At 63.5% G+C, this 18,058-nt stretch carries 19 protein-coding genes; 10 read left to right on the forward strand and 9 right to left on the reverse strand.

Annotated features, from left to right (window positions below; all coding sequences use genetic code 11):
- The first annotated feature begins 212 nt into the window (after positions 1–212).
- Complete coding sequence (locus NX05_RS17050; protein ID WP_017115836.1) at positions 213–1,931, forward strand: ExeM/NucH family extracellular endonuclease; 1,719 nt, start codon at positions 213–215, stop codon at positions 1,929–1,931.
- 93 nt (positions 1,932–2,024) lie between these two features.
- Here the strand turns inward: NX05_RS17050 and NX05_RS17055 are convergent, their stop codons facing one another.
- Positions 2,025–2,411 carry a MerC family mercury resistance protein gene (locus NX05_RS17055; RefSeq protein ID WP_017115837.1) on the reverse strand — a complete coding sequence of 129 codons (387 nt, stop codon included), beginning with the start codon at positions 2,409–2,411 and terminating at the stop codon, positions 2,025–2,027.
- 61 nt (positions 2,412–2,472) lie between these two features.
- Here NX05_RS17055 and NX05_RS17060 point away from each other — a divergent pair, with 61 nt between their 5' ends.
- Positions 2,473–3,798: a GTP-binding protein gene (locus NX05_RS17060; protein ID WP_017119512.1), complete on the forward strand. Its 1,326-nt coding sequence runs from the start codon at positions 2,473–2,475 to the stop codon at positions 3,796–3,798.
- 139 nt (positions 3,799–3,937) lie between these two features.
- Here the strand turns inward: NX05_RS17060 and NX05_RS17065 are convergent, their stop codons facing one another.
- Both NX05_RS17065 and NX05_RS17070 read right to left on the reverse strand, forming a co-directional pair.
- The gene (locus NX05_RS17065) at positions 3,938–4,510 is read right to left on the reverse strand and encodes a hypothetical protein (protein ID WP_017117604.1); all 573 of its coding nucleotides are present in this window, start codon (positions 4,508–4,510) and stop codon (positions 3,938–3,940) included.
- Between the two features lie 975 nt (positions 4,511–5,485).
- Complete coding sequence (locus tag NX05_RS17070) at positions 5,486–6,361, reverse strand: EamA family transporter (protein ID WP_039436498.1); 876 nt, start codon at positions 6,359–6,361, stop codon at positions 5,486–5,488.
- A 66-nt stretch (positions 6,362–6,427) separates the two neighbouring features.
- On the opposite strand from NX05_RS17070, the gene NX05_RS17075 reads away from it, so the two are divergent.
- From NX05_RS17075 to NX05_RS17090, 5 genes are all read left to right on the forward strand, one after another.
- A complete protein-coding gene (locus NX05_RS17075) occupies positions 6,428–7,090 on the forward strand; it encodes an alpha/beta hydrolase (RefSeq protein ID WP_039436901.1) in 663 nt (220 codons plus the stop codon).
- A 77-nt stretch (positions 7,091–7,167) separates the two neighbouring features.
- The gene (gene zapE, locus NX05_RS17080) at positions 7,168–8,262 is read left to right on the forward strand and encodes a cell division protein ZapE (protein ID WP_039436903.1); all 1,095 of its coding nucleotides are present in this window, start codon (positions 7,168–7,170) and stop codon (positions 8,260–8,262) included.
- A 1-nt stretch (position 8,263) separates the two neighbouring features.
- Entirely contained in the window at positions 8,264–9,169 is a 906-nt protein-coding gene (locus NX05_RS25000; RefSeq protein ID WP_230597553.1) for a hypothetical protein, read from the forward strand.
- Positions 9,109–9,510, forward strand: a complete 402-nt coding sequence (locus NX05_RS17085; RefSeq protein WP_230597555.1) for a MarR family winged helix-turn-helix transcriptional regulator — start codon at positions 9,109–9,111, stop codon at positions 9,508–9,510. Before NX05_RS25000 ends, NX05_RS17085 begins: the two co-directional genes overlap by 61 nt.
- 102 nt (positions 9,511–9,612) lie before the next feature.
- The gene (locus tag NX05_RS17090) at positions 9,613–10,041 is read left to right on the forward strand and encodes an organic hydroperoxide resistance protein (protein WP_010370414.1); all 429 of its coding nucleotides are present in this window, start codon (positions 9,613–9,615) and stop codon (positions 10,039–10,041) included.
- Positions 10,042–10,334: 293 nt separating this feature from the next.
- Here NX05_RS17090 and NX05_RS17095 read toward each other — a convergent pair whose 3' ends face one another.
- Positions 10,335–11,204 carry a DUF2884 family protein gene (locus NX05_RS17095; protein ID WP_039436502.1) on the reverse strand — a complete coding sequence of 290 codons (870 nt, stop codon included), beginning with the start codon at positions 11,202–11,204 and terminating at the stop codon, positions 10,335–10,337.
- A 161-nt stretch (positions 11,205–11,365) separates the two neighbouring features.
- Here NX05_RS17095 and NX05_RS17100 point away from each other — a divergent pair, with 161 nt between their 5' ends.
- Positions 11,366–11,782, forward strand: a complete 417-nt coding sequence (locus tag NX05_RS17100; protein WP_039436905.1) for a hypothetical protein — start codon at positions 11,366–11,368, stop codon at positions 11,780–11,782.
- Between the two features lie 295 nt (positions 11,783–12,077).
- On the opposite strand, the gene NX05_RS17105 is transcribed toward NX05_RS17100, so the two are convergent.
- The 4 genes from NX05_RS17105 to NX05_RS17120 all read right to left on the reverse strand — a co-directional run bounded on the left by NX05_RS17105 (position 12,078) and on the right by NX05_RS17120 (position 15,543).
- Positions 12,078–12,380, reverse strand: a complete 303-nt coding sequence (locus NX05_RS17105) for a hypothetical protein (RefSeq protein WP_039436504.1) — start codon at positions 12,378–12,380, stop codon at positions 12,078–12,080.
- A 146-nt stretch (positions 12,381–12,526) separates the two neighbouring features.
- Positions 12,527–13,330, reverse strand: coding sequence for a 2,5-didehydrogluconate reductase DkgB (gene dkgB, locus NX05_RS17110; RefSeq protein ID WP_039436506.1), 804 nt, complete (start codon positions 13,328–13,330; stop codon positions 12,527–12,529).
- 73 nt (positions 13,331–13,403) lie between these two features.
- On the reverse strand, positions 13,404–14,435 hold the full coding sequence (locus NX05_RS17115) for an NADP-dependent oxidoreductase (RefSeq protein WP_039436508.1): 1,032 nt from the start codon (positions 14,433–14,435) through the stop codon (positions 13,404–13,406).
- Between the two features lie 136 nt (positions 14,436–14,571).
- On the reverse strand, positions 14,572–15,543 hold the full coding sequence (locus NX05_RS17120; protein WP_039436510.1) for an aldo/keto reductase: 972 nt from the start codon (positions 15,541–15,543) through the stop codon (positions 14,572–14,574).
- A gap of 233 nt (positions 15,544–15,776) precedes the next feature.
- On the opposite strand from NX05_RS17120, the gene NX05_RS17125 reads away from it, so the two are divergent.
- Both NX05_RS17125 and NX05_RS17130 read left to right on the forward strand, forming a co-directional pair.
- A complete protein-coding gene (locus tag NX05_RS17125; protein ID WP_010379905.1) occupies positions 15,777–16,631 on the forward strand; it encodes a class I SAM-dependent methyltransferase in 855 nt (284 codons plus the stop codon).
- Positions 16,632–16,724: 93 nt separating this feature from the next.
- Positions 16,725–17,297 carry a pseudouridine synthase gene (locus NX05_RS17130; protein ID WP_010370391.1) on the forward strand — a complete coding sequence of 191 codons (573 nt, stop codon included), beginning with the start codon at positions 16,725–16,727 and terminating at the stop codon, positions 17,295–17,297.
- A gap of 319 nt (positions 17,298–17,616) precedes the next feature.
- On the opposite strand, the gene NX05_RS17135 is transcribed toward NX05_RS17130, so the two are convergent.
- On the reverse strand, positions 17,617–18,048 hold the full coding sequence (locus NX05_RS17135) for a hypothetical protein (protein WP_010379909.1): 432 nt from the start codon (positions 18,046–18,048) through the stop codon (positions 17,617–17,619).
- Between the last annotated feature and the right edge of the window lie 10 nt (positions 18,049–18,058).

Genomic DNA, 18,058 nt, shown 5'->3' on the forward strand with positions numbered 1-18,058 from the left:
GTGTACGCATGGGCGGAAATTGCAAGAAACCAGCCTTCAGCGTAGCGAACACTGGTAGTTTTAGCACGCCGGTGCAGACATCAAGGCCTTGCGGTCGTTGGGTGGTTGGGGTTTTTCAGGGGCGACTTGTTAGCCTGCCTCCGCGCTTTCGGTTATCACGCGCCGCCTTCCGGGCGGCGTTTGCGTTTGATCCACCTCACTGGAGTTGTTCGATGTCGCGTCGCCCGCTGGTTGTGCTCGGTTTGGTTGGTCTGTTGGCTCCGTTGCTCTGCAGCGCTGCCGATGGTGCCGCGCAACGGCTCTCGATTGCCGACGTGCAGGGGGAGGACAGCCGCAGTCCGTACGACGGCCGCGTGGTGGAGGTGGAAGGCATCATCACCGCCGACACGCGTGTGGGTTTGGCCGGCCTATTCGTGCAGCAACCCGGGTTCGAGCCGCGGCGCTCGCATGGTCTGTTCGTCACCGGTGCCGGCAATGCCGAGCTGGCGGTGGGTGACCGCGTGCGCATCGTTGGCACCGTGCGTGAGGTCTCGGCAGGGGGTGAGGCAAGCCTGACCACGGTGGACGCCAGCAGCATCGAGCGGCTCGCCAGTGGCCAGCCGGTGCCGGTACGCATGCTCAGCGGCCCGCCGGCCAATTGGGAAGCGCTGGAAGGCGAACACGTGCGCATTGCCGCGCTCACGCTCAATGGCAGCGACCGCCTGGACACCTACGGCGAATTGGTCGCCGCCTTCGGCGGGCGCCTGTGGCAGCCGAGCGAAGTGGCCGCAGCCGGCACGCCGGCATTCGCGCAAGTGGAGGCCGATAACGCACGCCGGCGCGTGCTGCTGGACGATGCGCGCAACGGCCGTAGCCCCAAGACGGTGTCGTATCTGCCGGCCGATCCGGTGCTACGCAGCGGCAGCCTGCTCAAATCGGTGGATGGCATCGTCGACCAACGCTACGACGGCAACTACCGGATCCAGGTGCTGAGCCCGCTGAGCTTGCCGGCGATGCCCACCGCCGTTGCGCCGCAGGTAGGTGGCGATCTGCGCATCGCCTCGTTCAACCTGGAGAATTTCTTCAACGGCAATGGCCGTGGCGGTGGCTTTCCGACCAAGCGCGGCGCACGCACGCATGAACAGTTCCAGGCGCAGCTGGCCAAACTGGTGGCCACCATCGTGCCGCTGGGCGCCGATGTGGCCGCACTGATGGAACTGGAAAACGACGGCGACGGTGCCGATGCGGCGGTTGCGCAGCTGGTGGCCGCGCTCAACGCTGCCGGCAAGGACGAGGATTGGCAGTTCATCGATACCGGCAGTGGCCCGGGCGAGGACGCAATCCGGGTCGGCATCGTGTATCGCAGCTCGCAGGTCACTCCGGTTGGCAAGCCGGCCACGCTGACCGGCGGGCCGTTCGACAATCACAGCCGCGTGCCGCTGGCGCAGGCGTTCCGCAGCACGCGCGGAGCCACCTTCGTGGTAGTCGCCAATCACTTCAAGTCCAAAGGCTGCGGTAACGCCAGCGGAGCCGATGCCGATCAGCAAGACGGCCAGGCCTGCTGGAACGCGACCCGTACCGAATCGGCCAAGCGCTTGCACCAGTGGCTGCAGACCGACCCCACCGGCGCGCAGACCAAGCTCGCCGTGCTGCTGGGCGACTTCAATGCCTACGCGATGGAAATGCCGATGCGCAGCCTGCGCGCCAGTGGCTGGCAGGACGCGTTTGCGGTGGCCGGGGTGAAGCAGCCTTACAGCTTCGTCTACGACGGCATGAGCGGGCGGCTGGATCACGCGCTGCTCAGTCCGGCGATGGCCAAGCAACTGCGTGGCGCGGCCGAATGGCATATCAATGCCGATGTCATGGATGCCGCCGGCTATGCCAAGCGCAACCTGCCCGGGCCGTGGCGCAGTTCCGATCACGACCCGGTGTTGCTGGGGTTTTCGCTGTAGCACCCATCGATCATCGACCTGCGTGCGTTGGTCTCAACCTCCCGTGCAAAGCGGCTCCGGCACACGTCGCTGGAGCGGTCACTGACCCTGCCGTTAGCGCGCGCACCCTCCATGTCGGCGACGCAGGCGCAGATTGAGCAGATGCGTGCTGGCCAGCAGCAGGCTGCCGGTGACCGTGATCGGTGTTTCCAGCGCCTCGCCGACCAGACCGCTCGCACCGAGCACCAACCCGGTTAGCCCGCAAAGCGCTGGCACCCAGACCGGCGCCGGCAGCGCGTGCCGGCGGTGCGTGCTCCACAGCGCATAGCCGCTCAGCGGCACCGCCGCCATCGCGAACACCACATGAACCCACTCGGCCCGGCTCCAGGCGCCCAGCAGCGGCAGCGCGGCGGCCAGCAGCGGCAGGGCGAGGCAATGCAACAGGCATAAGCCGGACAAGGCGATGGCCGAGCTATCCAGCAAGGAGGTGGTGGCGCGCATGTGAGCTGTCCCGTCGAGTAAGTGTTATATAGTAACACTACACTTCAGCCAGGCTCCCCGGATGTCCTTGTCCCCCAAGCGCGATTCACGTCTTCCCGTCACCGTGTTGTCCGGCTTTCTGGGTGCGGGCAAGACCACCTTGCTCAATCGCATCCTGCATAACCGCGACGGCCTGCGTGTGGCGGTCATCGTCAACGACATGAGCGAGGTCAACATCGACGTGCAGCTGGTGCGCGAGGGCGGCGCGGCGTTGCGGCGCACCGAAGAGACGCTGGTGGCATTCAGTAACGGCTGCATCTGCTGCACGCTGCGCGACGATCTGCTGCAGGAAGTGCGCCGGCTGGCCGAGCAAAATCGCTATGACTATCTGCTGATCGAATCGACCGGTATCGCCGAGCCGATGCCGGTGGCCGCCACCTTCGCGGTGCGCGATGCCCATGGTTTCAGCCTGTCGGACATCGCCCGGCTCGACACCATGGTGACAGTGGTGGACGGCGGCCGCTTTCTGCAGGACTTCGGCTCGGCCGCCACACTGGCCGAACTCGGCCAGCAAGCCGGCCCGGACGATACGCGCGGGCTGGTGCAGTTGCTGGGCGAACAGGTGGAATTCGCCGATGTGCTGGTGATCAGCAAATGCGACCGCATCGATGCGCAGCAGCTGCAACGCCTGCGCGCGGTGCTGCGTGCGCTGAACCGCGAAGCGGCGATTGTGGATGCGGCGCATGGCGAGGTGCCGCTGCAGCAACTGCTCGACACCGGGCGTTTCGATTTTACCCGTGCGCAGCTGGCGCCGGGCTGGATGCAGGAACTGCGCGGTCAGCACACGCCGGAAACCGAGGAATACGGCATCAGCAGCTTCGTGTACCGCGCACGTCGGCCATTCCATCCGCAGCGCTTCGCGCACATGGTGCACAGCGGCTTGCCGCAGGTGATCCGCAGCAAGGGCTTCTTCTGGCTGGCCAGTCGCATGGACTGGGTGGGCGAACTGTCCAGCGTGGGCGGCGCCACCCAGACCAATGCGGCCGGTTTCTGGTTCGCTGCGCGCCACCGTGTGGATGCGCAGTCGGTCGGCCAGCCGCTGCAGACCAGCGTCACGCCACTGCCCTACACCGATATCGGCTGGCAGCGGCAACAGACGCAGTGCTGGACTGCGCCACTGCCGCAATCGCACGAGGTGGGCGATGCCAACGAATACGCCGCGATGCAGCGGCTGTGGCATCCGCTCTGGGGCGACCGCCGCCAGGAGCTGGCGGTGATCGGCGTGGATATGGATGCGCCGCGCACACGCTCCGCGCTGGACGCGTGCCTGCTCAGTGACCAGGAACTACGGCTAGGGCCGGCGCAATGGCAACTGCTGGACGACCCATTCCCGCATTGGGCGCGGTGACCGTGGTTTTTTTTCAATGTGCGCAGTATTTTCGCCCATGTGTTTGTGATCGCATCAAGCACAAGGGGCCAGGCTGCGAGGTACGTGCCGTGTCACCCGCCCCATGCGGTTCACATTCCGCCTGGTCGTCGGGATTTCATTACCAATACCCTTGTGCGATGGACTCTTGGTGGGACTCGAGCTCCTGCTGCTTAGCTTCCTCACGCTCTCGCGGAGTACTAGGGTCGCTGTCAGTCAGCTGTGGCCCGCCCAGCGCTCCGAGCTGATCATTGATTTGATCGACCATCTGCTGCAATGCCAGCCAGTTTTGGTAACCCGTCATCATGCGTTCCAAACGCTTGAGCTTGTTGTAATCCGCCCCGCTATTTTTCAACGACTCAATGCGACGCTGTGCTTTCGCGTAATCCCTGGCGATCAAATCCATGTCGAGCTCTTTGCGTATTACGTCCTTGTAGGCGCGCCGATTAGCATCAATCACTTTGTATTGGGCAATGCTCACACGCTTGCTCGTTGTTTGCGGTGGTGTAATATATTCCATAGGGGCAAGCACCTTAAGCATGTTATCGAGTTGAATATCACGAACTCGATTGCGTTGGTCGATCAGCGCCTGACGCGTTTCAAGGTCTTCTTGCTCGTCTGCTGTGGGCGTAGGATCCTCACGACTATCGATGTTGTATTTCAATATGTTATACGGCGCCAATTGCTTATTCATCCTATCCAATAACGTCTCCCGCTTGCGCTGATTCGGCGAGGACGAGGTTGGGGATACGCTAGGTGACACCGGCGATGGGGGCGACGCCTGGGGGGTGTGCTGACGCTGCCTGGCTCGGTCGGTATCGATGGGACTCGGTGCCAGCCGTCGCCCGTCCTCGCCGCCTTTCTTCTCGGATTCGCGAACCGGCACGTGCTCTGCAAAGCGGGTAGGCCTCATTTGCCGCTGCGCCGGGGGGGACGTATTACGCCGATGTGGAGATTGTTGCTGTTGCCATCTCTCCTCGGTGCGGCTTGGCGGCACCTGCATGGGCTCTGGCGGACGTTCAGCCGCCACGTGCGCACGATGCCGTGCTGGGGGTCGCAGCGGATCCACGTTACGCCGATGTGGAGATTGTTGCTGTTGCCATCTCTCCTCGGTGCGGCTTGGCGGCACCTGCATGGGTGCTGGTGTACGTTCAGCCGCCAGGTGCGCACGATGCCGTGCTGGGGGGCGCAGCGGAGTCAGGTAGAAGGGGTTGCCTGCGGAGGCTGACCCTTGCGCGTCCAGGCCGGTTTGCGTCATCTGCGGCCGCGGGCTGAGCATGGAGGCTTTGGGTGTGGATAGCTTGCCCGGGGTCTGCGTTGCTTCGGTAGTCGGTGAACCCAGGCACGTCGAAGGCAGCAGCTTGCCCAGTCTCGCCAGCGACTTACGCGCCGACGCGAGCATGGCCAGGGGCGACCTATAGGCATTCTTTACCGCATCGGTCCTGGGGGCCTGAGGCAGCGCGTGCTGTGAGCCTGACGCAGGAGCTGCTGCTGGCACATCGGCAGCAGCTGGGCTGGCTGGTGTTGCAGCGCCGCCACCATAGCTGCGCGAAAAGAAATTCGTGCGCATCGGATACTCCTTTCGGAACGATGCGTCCATCGTAGCGGCCCCATTCCGGTGCTGGAGGCGGGTAGCGAACCGACGTCGCGCAGGCCGAACGCGCGAGCGTCAAGCCAGACGCATCCCCCATGCGATCGCAGCGATCGCGGGGGCCGCCAGTGCCAGCCCCAACCAGCCGCGTAGACCCAGGCGTTCGGCAAATCCCAGCTTGCCGACCAGGGCACCCAACACGACGACGCCCAGATTCATGCTGGCAAACACGATCGCCGGACTCTGCGGCAGCAGCTGATGTGCGCGCACGTAACAGAAGATGTTGCCGAAATTGAGCGCACCCAACAGCACGCCGGCAAGGATGCTGCGGATGTTCAGCCGTGCGCCACGTGTCGCGCGCACGCGCTGCACGCCAACCATCAGCAAGAAGGCCAGCGCGAAACACAACGTCAACGATGTCAGCGATGGTGTCCCGGCCTGCGCAATGTGCTTGAGCAGCAAGTCAATGAGCGCAAAGCCGATCCAGACGCCAACCAGCCAGGGCAGCCCTGTTGTCCTCGGTGCCGGATCTGCAGCGTCTTGGTGACGCGGGCGTCGCACGATACACACGATTGCCAAAAGGCCCAGTGCAAGCCCCGTCAGCTTCCAGCCATTGACCGGTTCGCCGAAGACGGTGAAGGCGGCGGCGAGCGAAAGCACCAACGACAAGCGCTGCGCAATATCGGTACGCACGATGCCGGCGACCGCGACCGACCGCGCCATCACCAGGAAGATGGAGGGCAATGCGACGGCCAACAGCAGCAGTGCCAACCAGGGCGTGGTCGTGGCACGTAGCGTATCCAACGCAGGATGCAGCGTCAGCCACGCCAAGACTGCGGCGGTGGCGTAGTTCCAGGTAATGGCCTGAAACACATCGATCTGGCGCCGTGGCGCACGCTTCAACAGCACCGACACCAGGACACTGCAAATAACGGCAAACAGCAGCAAATGCATGGGCAACGCAACGGAGTGTGCAGGCAGGGCGGTGAACGCGGCCGGCGGGGCGGCTATTATGCAGGCATGTCCAATCCCTCATTCCCCATCGAATCGGCTGCGTTGACGCTTCAGGGGCCGGTCGGCCCGCTGGATGTCGCGGTCGATCTGCCCGAGCCGGACGTTGCCGCACACGCGGTCACCGCCATCTTCTGCCATCCGCTCTCCACCGAAGGCGGCAGCATGCACAACAAGGTCGTCACCATGGCCGCGCGCGCGCTGCGCGAGCTGGGCATCACCGTGGTGCGCTTCAATTTCCGCAGCGTCGGCAACTCCGCCGGCACATTCGATCATGGCGATGGCGAGCAGGACGATCTGCGCGCGGTCGCCGACTGGGTGCGCACGCAACGCCAGGACCACACAGTGTGGCTGGGCGGTTTCAGCTTCGGTGCGTATGTGTCGTTGCGTGTTGCTGGATCGCTCGCACCGCAGGTGCTGATTTCGATCGCGCCGCCGGCCGGGCGCTGGGATTTCAGCGATATCCAGCCGCCGGCGCAGTGGTTGGTGATCCAGGGCGATGCCGACGAGATCGTCGACCCGCAAGCGGTCTACGACTGGCTGGACACCTTGGAACAGCAACCCGAGTTGGTGCGCATGCCCGACACCAGTCATTTCTTCCACCGCAAATTGATCGACCTGCGCGGTGCGATCCAGCATGGTGTCCGGCGCTGGTTGCCGGCCGCAGTCTGAGCGCGGCACGGCCCATGCGCATCCTAGACGATGCGCTGTTGAGCGGGCCAGGCAGCAGCCGGCCCGCGGAGAATGTAATGAGTGAGATGACCCCGTCGCAGCGCTACGCCGACGGCGTGCAACGCGGCGACTGGCGCGCCGACCCCGCGCAACTGGCGGCCCTGGCGGAACTGGACCGTATCCACGAAGCGCTGGTGGACAGCGAACAGGACGGTTGGCTGGATCGGCTGTCGGCGTTCTGGAAAAAACCCGAACCGGTGCGCGGCCTGTATTTCTGGGGCGGTGTCGGGCGCGGCAAGACCTTTCTGGTCGATCTGTTCTATGACGGCCTGCCGATCAAGCAGAAATACCGCACCCACTTCCACCGCTTCATGCGCGGCGTGCACGAGCAGTTGCGCGAGCACGCCGGGCAAAGCGATCCGCTGGCCAGAATCGCCCAGCAGTGGCGCGAGAATCTGCGCGTGCTGGTGCTGGACGAATTCTTCGTCACCGACATCGGCGATGCGATGCTGCTGGCGCGCCTGCTCGAACGCCTGTTCGCCGAAGGCGTAACCCTGGTGACCACGTCCAACACCCCGCCGGAAAACCTCTACGCCAACGGATTGCAGCGCGACAGCTTCATGCCGGCGATCGGGTTGCTGCAGAAGTTCTGCGTGGAACTCTACGCAGAAGGCACCGAGGATTACCGCATGCGCGCGCTGACGCGCTCGCCGGTGTACCGCGCGCCACTGGATGCGCAGGCTGATGACTGGCTTGCGCAGCGCTGGGGTGAGTTGAGTGGCAACGCCGAGGCGCGCGCGGGCACTATCGAAATCGAAGCGCGCAAGATTCCGGTGCGTGCACGTGGCAAGAGCATCGCCTGGTTCGATTTTGCTGCGCTGTGCGAAGGCCCGCGCGGACCCAGCGACTACATCGAGATCGCACGCGAATTCACCACCGTGTTGCTGGGCGGCATTCCGCACTTCAACCGCATGAATGAAGATGCCGCGCGCCGTTTCGTCAACCTGATCGACGAGCTGTACGACCGCCACGTCAATCTGGTCTGCACCGCGCAAGATGCGCCGCCGGCCTTATACAGCGGCCAGCGCCTGGCCGGCGCCTTCGAGCGCACTGCGTCACGTTTGATCGAAATGCAGAGCGCCGACTATCTGGCCGCTGCGCATCGGGCCTAACATGCAGACGCGGCCTGACCCCGGATTCCACAAGATCGTTGTCAGCGATTCGGACGGTGCCCTGGGCCAGTTGGCGGCGGTGCGTGGCTGGACGACGCAGCGCGATGGCCGACGGCCCCGTCGACTGGTCAGCCAATGCTCCCATCGTCATGCTCACCGCGTTGTTTTTGCCGACCTTTATCTGCCCGACGACATGGCGCTGACGGTCTTTGCATCGATTGAGCGGTCCGACGATGGCGACAACCATGCATCGCTGCGCAGGCTGGCAGTCAATCAGCAAAGCGACTTCGACAAGAGTGCGCTGGGGCATAGCAAGGTGCTGTTGCATCGACGCGCCAAGCAGGAGGTGTGCGTCGGCGACAGTGCGTTGTTGCTCGGGCGTCACTTCATTGGTCTGCAGCCATTCGATGACGACGATAGACCAGAAGAACTGGAAGATGGCGACAACGGCGCCGGGATGAGTAAACAACTCGGCCGACCGTGCTGGTTGCAGGGCCCCATCCATGCGAGCCAACGCTATTACTTTCTTGCCCAGTTCGTTGAATCGGAGCTGCGTCGCAAAGATCCTGGCATCGACGACATTTTCGGTGGCGGCGCCGGTTACCTGTTTGCAGACCAGCGCGCGAAGAAACTGGGCAAAGGCGATGCGGCGGGCATTTCCTGCTGCAGTTCACCTGAGGCGTTGCGCAGCGCGGCTGCAGGCGTGCGTATTCCGCCACCCAAGGCAAATTGGTTCCATTCGTTAAATCGCTTGCTATTAAATCGGGAACTATGTAAATTGCATCCATGGACACCGCCCCAGCCACCAACTGCCGCACCGATGCGCTGCTGCAGCTCGACAACCAGCTGTGCTTTGCGCTGTATTCGGCCAACCTGGCGATGCACAAGCTCTACCGCGGGTTGTTGAAGGCGCTGGATCTGACCTACCCGCAGTACCTGGTGATGCTGGTGTTGTGGGAGACCGACGAACGCAGCGTGTCGGAGATTGGCGAGCGCCTGTATCTGGATTCGGCCACGCTGACGCCGCTGCTCAAGCGCTTGCAGGCGGCCGGCTTGGTGACTCGCACCCGTGCGGCCAACGACGAGCGGCAGGTGATCATCGCGCTGACCGAAACCGGCCGCGCATTGCGCCACAGGGCAGGCGCGGTGCCGGAACAAGTGTTTTGTGCGTCGGCCTGTTCGTTGGACGAACTGCGTCAACTCAAACAGCAATTGGAGAAGTTACGCTCCAGCCTTGGCGCCGGGTGAGCTGCCCGGTGTACCCCCATGCTTTGCAACACGTCGTACACGATTCGGTCGTCAACTAGTCAACCCCTCATGCGCTCATAGCGCTCACCCTGGAGAACCACCATGGCCTCACCTGAAAAAGTCCTCTACACCGCCCACGCCACTGCTACCGGCGGCCGCGAAGGCCGCGCCGTGTCCTCGGACAAGGCGCTGGACGCCAAGCTGTCCACCCCGCGCGAACTGGGCGGCGCCGGAGGCGATGGCACCAACCCGGAACAGCTGTTCGCAGCCGGCTACGCTGCCTGCTTCATCGGCGCAATGAAGGCCGTGGCCGCACAGGACAAGATCAAGCTGCCGGGCGAAGTGAGCATCGACAGCAGCGTTGGTATCGGCCAGATTCCGGGCGGCTTCGGCATCGTCGTGGAACTGCGCATCTCCGTGCCGGGCATGGACAAGGCCGAACTGCAGACGCTGGTCGACAAGGCTCATCAGGTCTGCCCGTACTCCAATGCGACTCGCGGCAATATCGACGTCACCCTGACCTTGGCGTAATGCAGGTCAGGCCGTGACGCGCATGCGCGTCACGATATCAACAACGGCCCGGCGCATACGTCGGGCCGTTGTACGTTGTGGCTTGAGAAGATTCCCGATTCCCGCGTGCGCACTGCAGCGAAGACATGGCAGCAGATAAATCGGCATCGATCTGCTACTCCATGCACTGCCCGCAGCGCATGCGCTGTGTTACATGGTGCACCAGCCGTGGCGGTTGCCGAAGCGTCCTTCCAGCACAACCGGGTGAGAACATCGATCCGACGCGTGCGCCCAGCGATACGTGCTGTTTAGGTTTAGCGCGTCACTGTCGCCACGACGCTACTGGACGCCGGCGCATCCTCTGATGGCGTCTGCGGATGCAGGTTGAGTTCCAGCATCTGCAGGCGTTCACCGTGGAAGCGGTACTCCAGCGCCTGCTGCACCGCGTAGAGCGCCTGCGCTTGCACACACAGGGTGCGGGCCTGGGTTTCCAGCGCCTCGCTGCGGCCCTGCATCTGCTGCTGCATCCGCGCATCCAACTCCTCACCGCGGCGCTCCAGCTGCGCGGCGCGCCCGGTCATGACTGTCCACAGCACGCTGCGGGTGAGGCTGCCAGCCAGCTCTTCGGCTGCCTGTTCGACGTTGGCCTCGAAGCGTTCGTCGAACGCCTCCTGCTCCCAACGCCCACGCCCGAGGCTGCCATCGACCTGCGCACGTGCGGCTGTGCGTAGCTGCTCCACCTTGCGCTGCTGGCGTGTGCTGCCGGACAGCAGGTGCACCACCCCGGTCAGTGCATCGAACGTGATATCGACCACCGACTGGGCGATGGAGGTCACTGCCGGCAACAGCGCACGGGTGCTCTGTTCGAGCTCACGGAGGCGTTGTGCATCGGCGGCGTTGACCGGCTGCGGCTGGCGGTCCACGTTGAGCTCGCCAGCGTGGAAGAAGATTTCGCGCGGCACGCCCTGCTTGCGGCGCAGCCAGATGCCGCCGCTGTCTGCCAGCACGTCGTAGGAGGTACTGACATCGCATTGCTGCGAGGACAACTGCGGAGTTGCGGTCTTAGCATGCCCAGCGCAGGCTGCCAGCAGCAACAGCGGCGCGAGAAAAAAGAGGGTGCCGCGCATGCGAGTGGCCTTGCAATCCGGGCCTGCAGCATCGCGCAGCGCGGTGACAGCCGCCATGGGAAGAAAGTCACGGTGCCGCAGGTGCTTGCTAGGAGGGATGTTGCGAAGCGTGAACCGGGTCGAGCATCGGCACACTGACGGCTTTCAAACGACTAGCTCACTTGATTCTCACGGCGTATGGTGTGAATTATGTTGCACAGCAGCATCGGAGCTTCGAAATGCTCGACCCACGCATCGAAAAGGTAGACCTGGCGCTTACCGAGATTGCCCAGGACCCATCGGAAAAGGTGGCGTTGTGGCAATGGGCGTGCCGCGAGATGCTGCATGAGACGCTGATCGGCATGCATCAGCTCTCACACCTGGCCGGCATCGCCCGGCAGGTGGCGAACGACTGGCGCGAGCCGGTGGACGTCATCGCACCGGCAAAGCCCTATCTAGCCGCCTCGGCGCTTGCAGACAGGCGCCTGCCGCAGGTTCTCGACGGCCTGGGCAGTACGCATGACGACAACGACCGCGCCACGCTGTGGCGGCTGCGTTATGCCAGCCTGATCGCCTCGACCTTGCAAGGCATGCAGGCGTTGGCCGAAAAGCACCGCATCGATCGCCGGGCAATGGTGATCGGGCAGTTGAACTAGCAGGTATTTGTTGCCCGCAGTTCGCAATGCCGATTGCTCTTTCTGGCGCGGTTACCTGGCCGAGGCGTTCTCATCTAACTGGGCGGGCAACCTAAGCTGTGAGCGCGATATAGGCAGCAATCCTGCGTCGCTACTTGATACGCTTTGCCATGGTATGGCTGCTTTGTTGACGCCAAGTGGCAGGCGTCATCGCCGCAGGCGCTTTCAGCGCAATCGGACCAGTGAACGCTGCCCGGTAAGGCATTTTCTAAGCGATGGCAACGCTAGTGCGTCGCGAAACTCTTCGTGAGACGCTCTAATGCCGAACAGCCGCATCTTCCAGATGCCGCCACGCATGCCGCACGATCCAGCGCGCCTGATCCCAGGGCACCGTCAGCATTGGCAGACAGTGGTAGTAGCTGTCCTGCAGCACGCGGTAGAGCTGTGCTTCGGTTGCGCGCGGGTAGGCCAGGTAGATGTCGTAGCCAAGGGAGAGCAGTCGGGCGTAGTCGGCGAACGCGTAACCACCCAGATGCCCTTCGGCATGGACGTCGCGCCAATAGGCAATCTCCGCGTCGAGATTGACGCCGCGGCGGGTTAAGACGGATGCGCTGTGCATGGGTAGGACTCCGCAATCGAGACTACCCCCCTGTGCGTGCACCGTAGCAGCGGCTGGCGTAGGCAACCAGCGCGCGACGACGAGCGGTCGTCGCGGCGGTAGCTGCCATGCACCGAGCGATGCCGGCGCATGGCAAAAACAAGACCTCAATCCCAATCGGGTGCGATTGCCTTCGGGTTGGCCAGGCGGTGCCCACGGTCGAGTGCGGCGATCTCGCCCATGTCCTGCTCGGTCAGCCGCAGCGTCTGCGCCTTGAGGTTGCTTTCCAGATTTTCACGCTTGGTCGAGGAAGGGATCACCGAGTAGCCCTGCTGCAGCGCCCAAGCCAACGTGACCTGTGCCGGGGTGGCAGCGTGACGCGTGGCGATCGCCTGGATCACCGGATCCTTGAGCACTTCGCCCACTGCCAACGTCATGTATGAAGTGACATGGATGCCTTGCTCGCGCAGGAAGTCGGTCAAGGCACGATTCTGCAAGTACGGATGCACTTCGATCTGGTTGGTGGCGATGGCGTCGGCGCCCAGGATCTCGATCGCCTGCTTGGTCAGTGCGATGGTGAAGTTGGACACCCCGATCGCGCGGGTCAGACCCTGCTGTTTGGCCTGCGCCAGCGCTTCCAGATACTCGCGCATTGGCACCTGGTCCTTCGGCGAAGGCCAATGGATCAACGTGAGATCCACATACTCGGTGCCGAGCTTGCGCAGGCTTTGCTGCAGGCTCGGCAGCAAGGCGCCGTCGCCGAACTTGTCGACCCAGATCTTGGTTGTCAGATACAGCTGATCGCGCGCAATGCCGGAAGCTGCGATCGCTTCGCCAACCTGCGCTTCGTTGTCATAAATCTGCGCGGTGTCGACGGCGCGATAGCCTAGTTCCAGTGCGTTGCGCACCGAGTCGATGACAATCTGGTCTTTGAGGCGAAAGGTGCCGAGGCCGAATGCGGGGACAGTCATTGTGTGCCTTTGGGAATGGAGAATAGGGAATGGGGAATCGCAAGAGCGAAAGCTGCGAACCGCACCATGGATTTCATTCGTCGAGGGCGACGACGGATTTTCCGAAGTTCTTGCCGCGCAATACCTCGATCAGGCCCTGCGGGGCGCTGTCCAGGCCGTGCAGCACGTGCTCGCGGTACTGAATCTTGTCTTCGCGCAGCCATTGGCCCATTTCGCGCAGGAACGCGGGCATCAGGCGGATGAAATCGTGCTGGATGAAGCCGCGCACCGTGAGGCGCTTATGCAATACCTGACCCATGAACCCTGGCAGGCGATCTGGACCGGGCAGCACTTGCCCACGGCTGTTGTAGGTCGCGACCACGCCGCAGACCGGGATACGTGCGAAGTCGTTGAGCTGCGGCAACACCGCATCAAACACCTTGCCGCCGACGTTTTCGAAATAGATGTCGATGCCGTCCGGCGTTGCAGCGCGCAGCTGCTCTGCAAAGTCGTCGGCGCGGTGGTCCAGCGCCACATCTACGCGCAGCGTATCGCGCAGGTAAGCCACTTTTTTTTCGCCACCGGCAATGGCCACCACGCGCAAGCCCTGCAAGCGGGCCAGCTGTGCCACCGTGGCGCCAACCGGGCCGCTGGCGGCGGCCACCACCAGCGTTTCGCCGGGCTGCGGCTTGCCGATTTCATGCAGGCCGGCATACGCGGTAAAGCCGGGCATGCCATACACGCCCAGCGCGGTGCTCAGCGGCAGGCTGTCATCCTTGGGCAGCTTGCGCAATGGCGTTGTCGGGGTCAGCAGGGTATGCGTCTGCCAGCCGCCGGGGAGCACCAGCAGGTCACCGGGGTGATAGTCGGCGTGATTGGACGCGATGACTTCGCCAACCGTGCCGCCTTCCATGACCGCGCCGATGCCTACTGGCGCGACGTAGGAGGGGCCCTCGTCCATGCGTCCACGCATGTACGGGTCTAGCGACAGGAAGCGATTGCGTACCAGGATCTGATCGTGGCCAGTCGGCGCGACAGCAACGTCTTCGATACGGAAGTTGTCGGCACTGGGTTCATCCTGCGGGCGCGATGCCAGCACCACGCGGCGGTTGGTAAGGGAAGTCATGGGGAATTCCTCACAAAGAGGCCGCGCAAGTGCGGTCGTGTTCGCACAGCCGCCAGAGCGACTGCGCGAGGGAGTGTTGTAAGAGGCGCACCAGGACGCATGCCCGGCAGATAACGCGACATGCCGAGCTATTGCATCACGCTGCTGCCGATGGCTCCGGCGTGCTGGCACTGTCGAGCTGTGCAATCTGATCGGCACTCAACGACACGTGTGCGGCTGCCAGCACATCGTGCAGCTGGGCCACGCTGGTTGCGCTGACGATTGGTGCGGTGACACTGGGGCGTGCGATCAACCAAGCCAGGGCGATTTGCGCAGGTGTGGCGTTGTGCGTCACAGCTAGATCGTCCAGCGCCTGCAGGATGCGCAGGCCACGCGGGTTGAGGTATTGCTTGACCACCGACGCACCACGCGCGCTGCTCTTGCCGGCGTCATCGGCGCTGCGATATTTGCCGGTGAGAAAGCCGCTGGCCAGCGAGTAGTAACTGATGACGCCAAGCTCGCGCTCGCGCACCAGCGGTTCGAGTTCTGCTTCGTAACCGGCGCGATCGTACAGGTTGTATTCCGGCTGCAGGCTTTCGTAGCGCGGCAGCTTGTACTGCTCGGAAATATCCAGCGCATCGCGCAGTCGTGCAGCGCTGTAGTTGGAAGCGCCAATCGCACGCACTTTGCCTTGTTCGATCAACCGGCCGAATGCGGCCAACGTGGCTTCCAGTGGAATTGACTCATCGTCTTCGTGCGCCTGGTACAGATCGATCACATCGGTCTGCAGACGCGTCAACGAATCTTCCACCGCCGCGGCGATGTTGTCTGGCGACAGACCGGGGTGCTCGCTCCACTTGGCCACCTTGGTGGCGATCAGCACTTTGTCGCGCTTGCCGCTGCGTGCAAGCCAGCGCCCAATGATGGTTTCCGATTCGCCGCCGCGGTTGCCGGGCACCCAACCAGAATACGCATCGGCCGTATCGATCAGATTGAAGCCGGCATCCACAAACGCGTCGAGCAACGCGAACGAGGTCGCCTCATCGGCGCTCCAGCCGAACACATTGCCGCCGAAGACGATCGGTTGAACCTGCAGGCCGGAGCGGCCGAGTGCGCGGGGTTGGGACATCGTAGATGCTCCTGTTTCGAACTGCGCACAGGATAGTCACGCGTACCGATGTTGCGTGTGACATCTGTGTGGATTCAGCGTTCCGCCGGTCGTCCTCAGCAGCTCACAGGATCTGAACATGTCGGCGACAGCGCACGCCACAACGTGCCCTGTGCTGCCCAACCGCGGGCACATGGCAGGCCCCGGAGCGCATGCTAGGCTCGCGCTACTTTTTCCCGGAGGAGGGCGTTGCGATGATCCGCAACAAGCTGGCCTGTGCATGTGTGATGAGTGTGGTGATGGCGATGAGCATCCCTGTGGCAATGGCTGTAAAGCCTGCCGATAGCGCAACGTTGCCGGCGCCCGATACCGCGTTGCAGGCGACCATCAACGGCAACTGGCGCGACCGTGTGTACGTGCAGCGCGACCAGTACCGCCACCCCGGCCAGACGCTGGCGTTCTTCGGCATCAAGCCCACCCAGACCGTCATCGAGATCACGCCGGGCGGCGGCTGGTATTCGGAAATTCTGGCGCCGTATCTGCGCGAGAAGGGCAAGTACGTTGCGGCAGTGGTCGACCCCGCGTCGGCGCCCGAGGGCCGTAGCCGCGATTACGCACAGCGCGCGCGCGATGACCTGGAGAAGAAGTTCCAGGCCAAGCCGGAGGTTTATGGCAAGCCTTCGTTTGTCTCGTATGTACCCAAGTCGCCGTCCTTCGGCGTGGACAACTCCGCTGACTTGGTGCTGACCTTCCGCAACGTGCACAACTGGCGCATGGCCGGCAATGCCGAGGCGATGTTTGCCGGCTTCTACAAGGTGCTCAAGCCCGGCGGCGTGCTCGGCGTGGTCGAACACCGCGCCAAGGCCGATGTGCCGGCCGACGACAAGAGCGGTTATGTCGGCCAGGCGCAGGTGATCGCGATGGCCGAGGCAGCCGGTTTCACGCTGGTCGGCAAGAGCGAGGTCAACGCCAACCCGCGCGACACCAAGGATTACCCGGGCGGTGTGTGGACGCTGCCGCCGAGCAACAGCCATGACAAGGCCGATGATGCCAAGTACAAGGCGATCGGCGAAAGCGACCGCATGACCTTGAAGTTCGTCAAGCGCTGAGGCATGGCCTGCATGCCGGCGCGTTGCGCGTGTCGGCATGCAGATGTCTGAAATACGTGAGGCTTGGGTAGCGCGTCGCGCAACAGGATTGGCATGTTGGTGTTGTTGAACAAACCCTACGGCGTGCTGTCGCAATTCAGCGACCGCTCGCAGCCGCCCAAGCGCACGCTGGCCGAATTCGGCTTGCCGCCCGATGTGTATGCGGCAGGCCGCCTGGACCACGACAGCGAAGGCTTGTTGTTGCTGACCGACGATGGCGCATTGGCGCATCGGCTCACCGACCCACGCCACAAACAGCCCAAGACCTACTGGGTGCAGGTGGAAGGCGAGCCGCAAGCCGAGCAACTGCAGGCCTTGCGCGATGGAGTGGTACTCAACGACGGCCCGACCCTTCCCGCACAGGTGCGCAGCCTCGATCCGGCACCGCAGCTGTGGCCGCGCGATCCACCGGTGCGCGTGCGCAAGACTGTGCCCGATGCCTGGCTGGAACTGCAGATCACTGAAGGCCGCAACCGTCAGGTGCGGCGCATGACGGCAGCGGTGGGCTTGCCGACCTTGCGGTTGGTGCGTGTCGCCATTGGCGATTGGCGGCTGGACACGCTTGCGCCCGGGCAGTGGCGCGTTGAAGAAACGACGAGCGCACGGCCAAGTCGCAGTCGGCGCTGAGTTGTGTCCATCGCTTGTATGGCGAACGCGGGACTGCGCTGCGGCGTTTTAGCGGCTAGCAAAAACGATCGCTGCCTTATTACGGCGAGATAGCCGGTGCTCGTGACCGTGGAGGTTCTGTACCTGAACCATGCTGCGTTTGAGCCTCATGGCTGACGGTTGCTCGGACCATTTTGATCGGCGCGTCATCGCATGATGCGGACGACACGGAGAGCGGGTATATCAGTCGCCGACATCAATGCACCAAATTGCACGCATATCAGAAACGACAACGCCACGGCGCAAGACCGTGGCGTTGGAGAATGCTTAAAGCGTTGGCTTATTCGATGCCGTCGCTCGGCGTCACTGCACCGCGACGCTGGTAAGCCGCACGACGTGCGTTGGCATTGCTGGCGTGTTCGCGATCCAGGCGATGCACATTGCCGCCGAGCACCTGCTGATCGCGCTGACGCTTGCGGTACACCGCGTAGCCGATCAGGCCCAGGCCTGCGACCGCTGCAGCAACCGTGACGGCCGGGTTGCGCTTGACCAGCTTGCTGGCCGCCTTGCCACCGTTACGCACTGCACCGAGTGCGACGCCGGTCTTAAGCCATTCGCTCGCGCTCGGGCCGAAATGACGCAGGCTGCTCCCAGCATTGCGTGCCTGATCGCCCGCATTGGACGCGGCATGACGCAACTGGTCGCCTGCAGTGCCGGCCAGTTCCAGGGCACGCTCCAGGGCGCGTTCAGTGATCACAGTCAGCTTGCTCATCGGAGGCGTT

This window comes from Xanthomonas vasicola, assembly GCF_000772705.2.
Lineage (GTDB): Bacteria > Pseudomonadota > Gammaproteobacteria > Xanthomonadales > Xanthomonadaceae > Xanthomonas > Xanthomonas vasicola.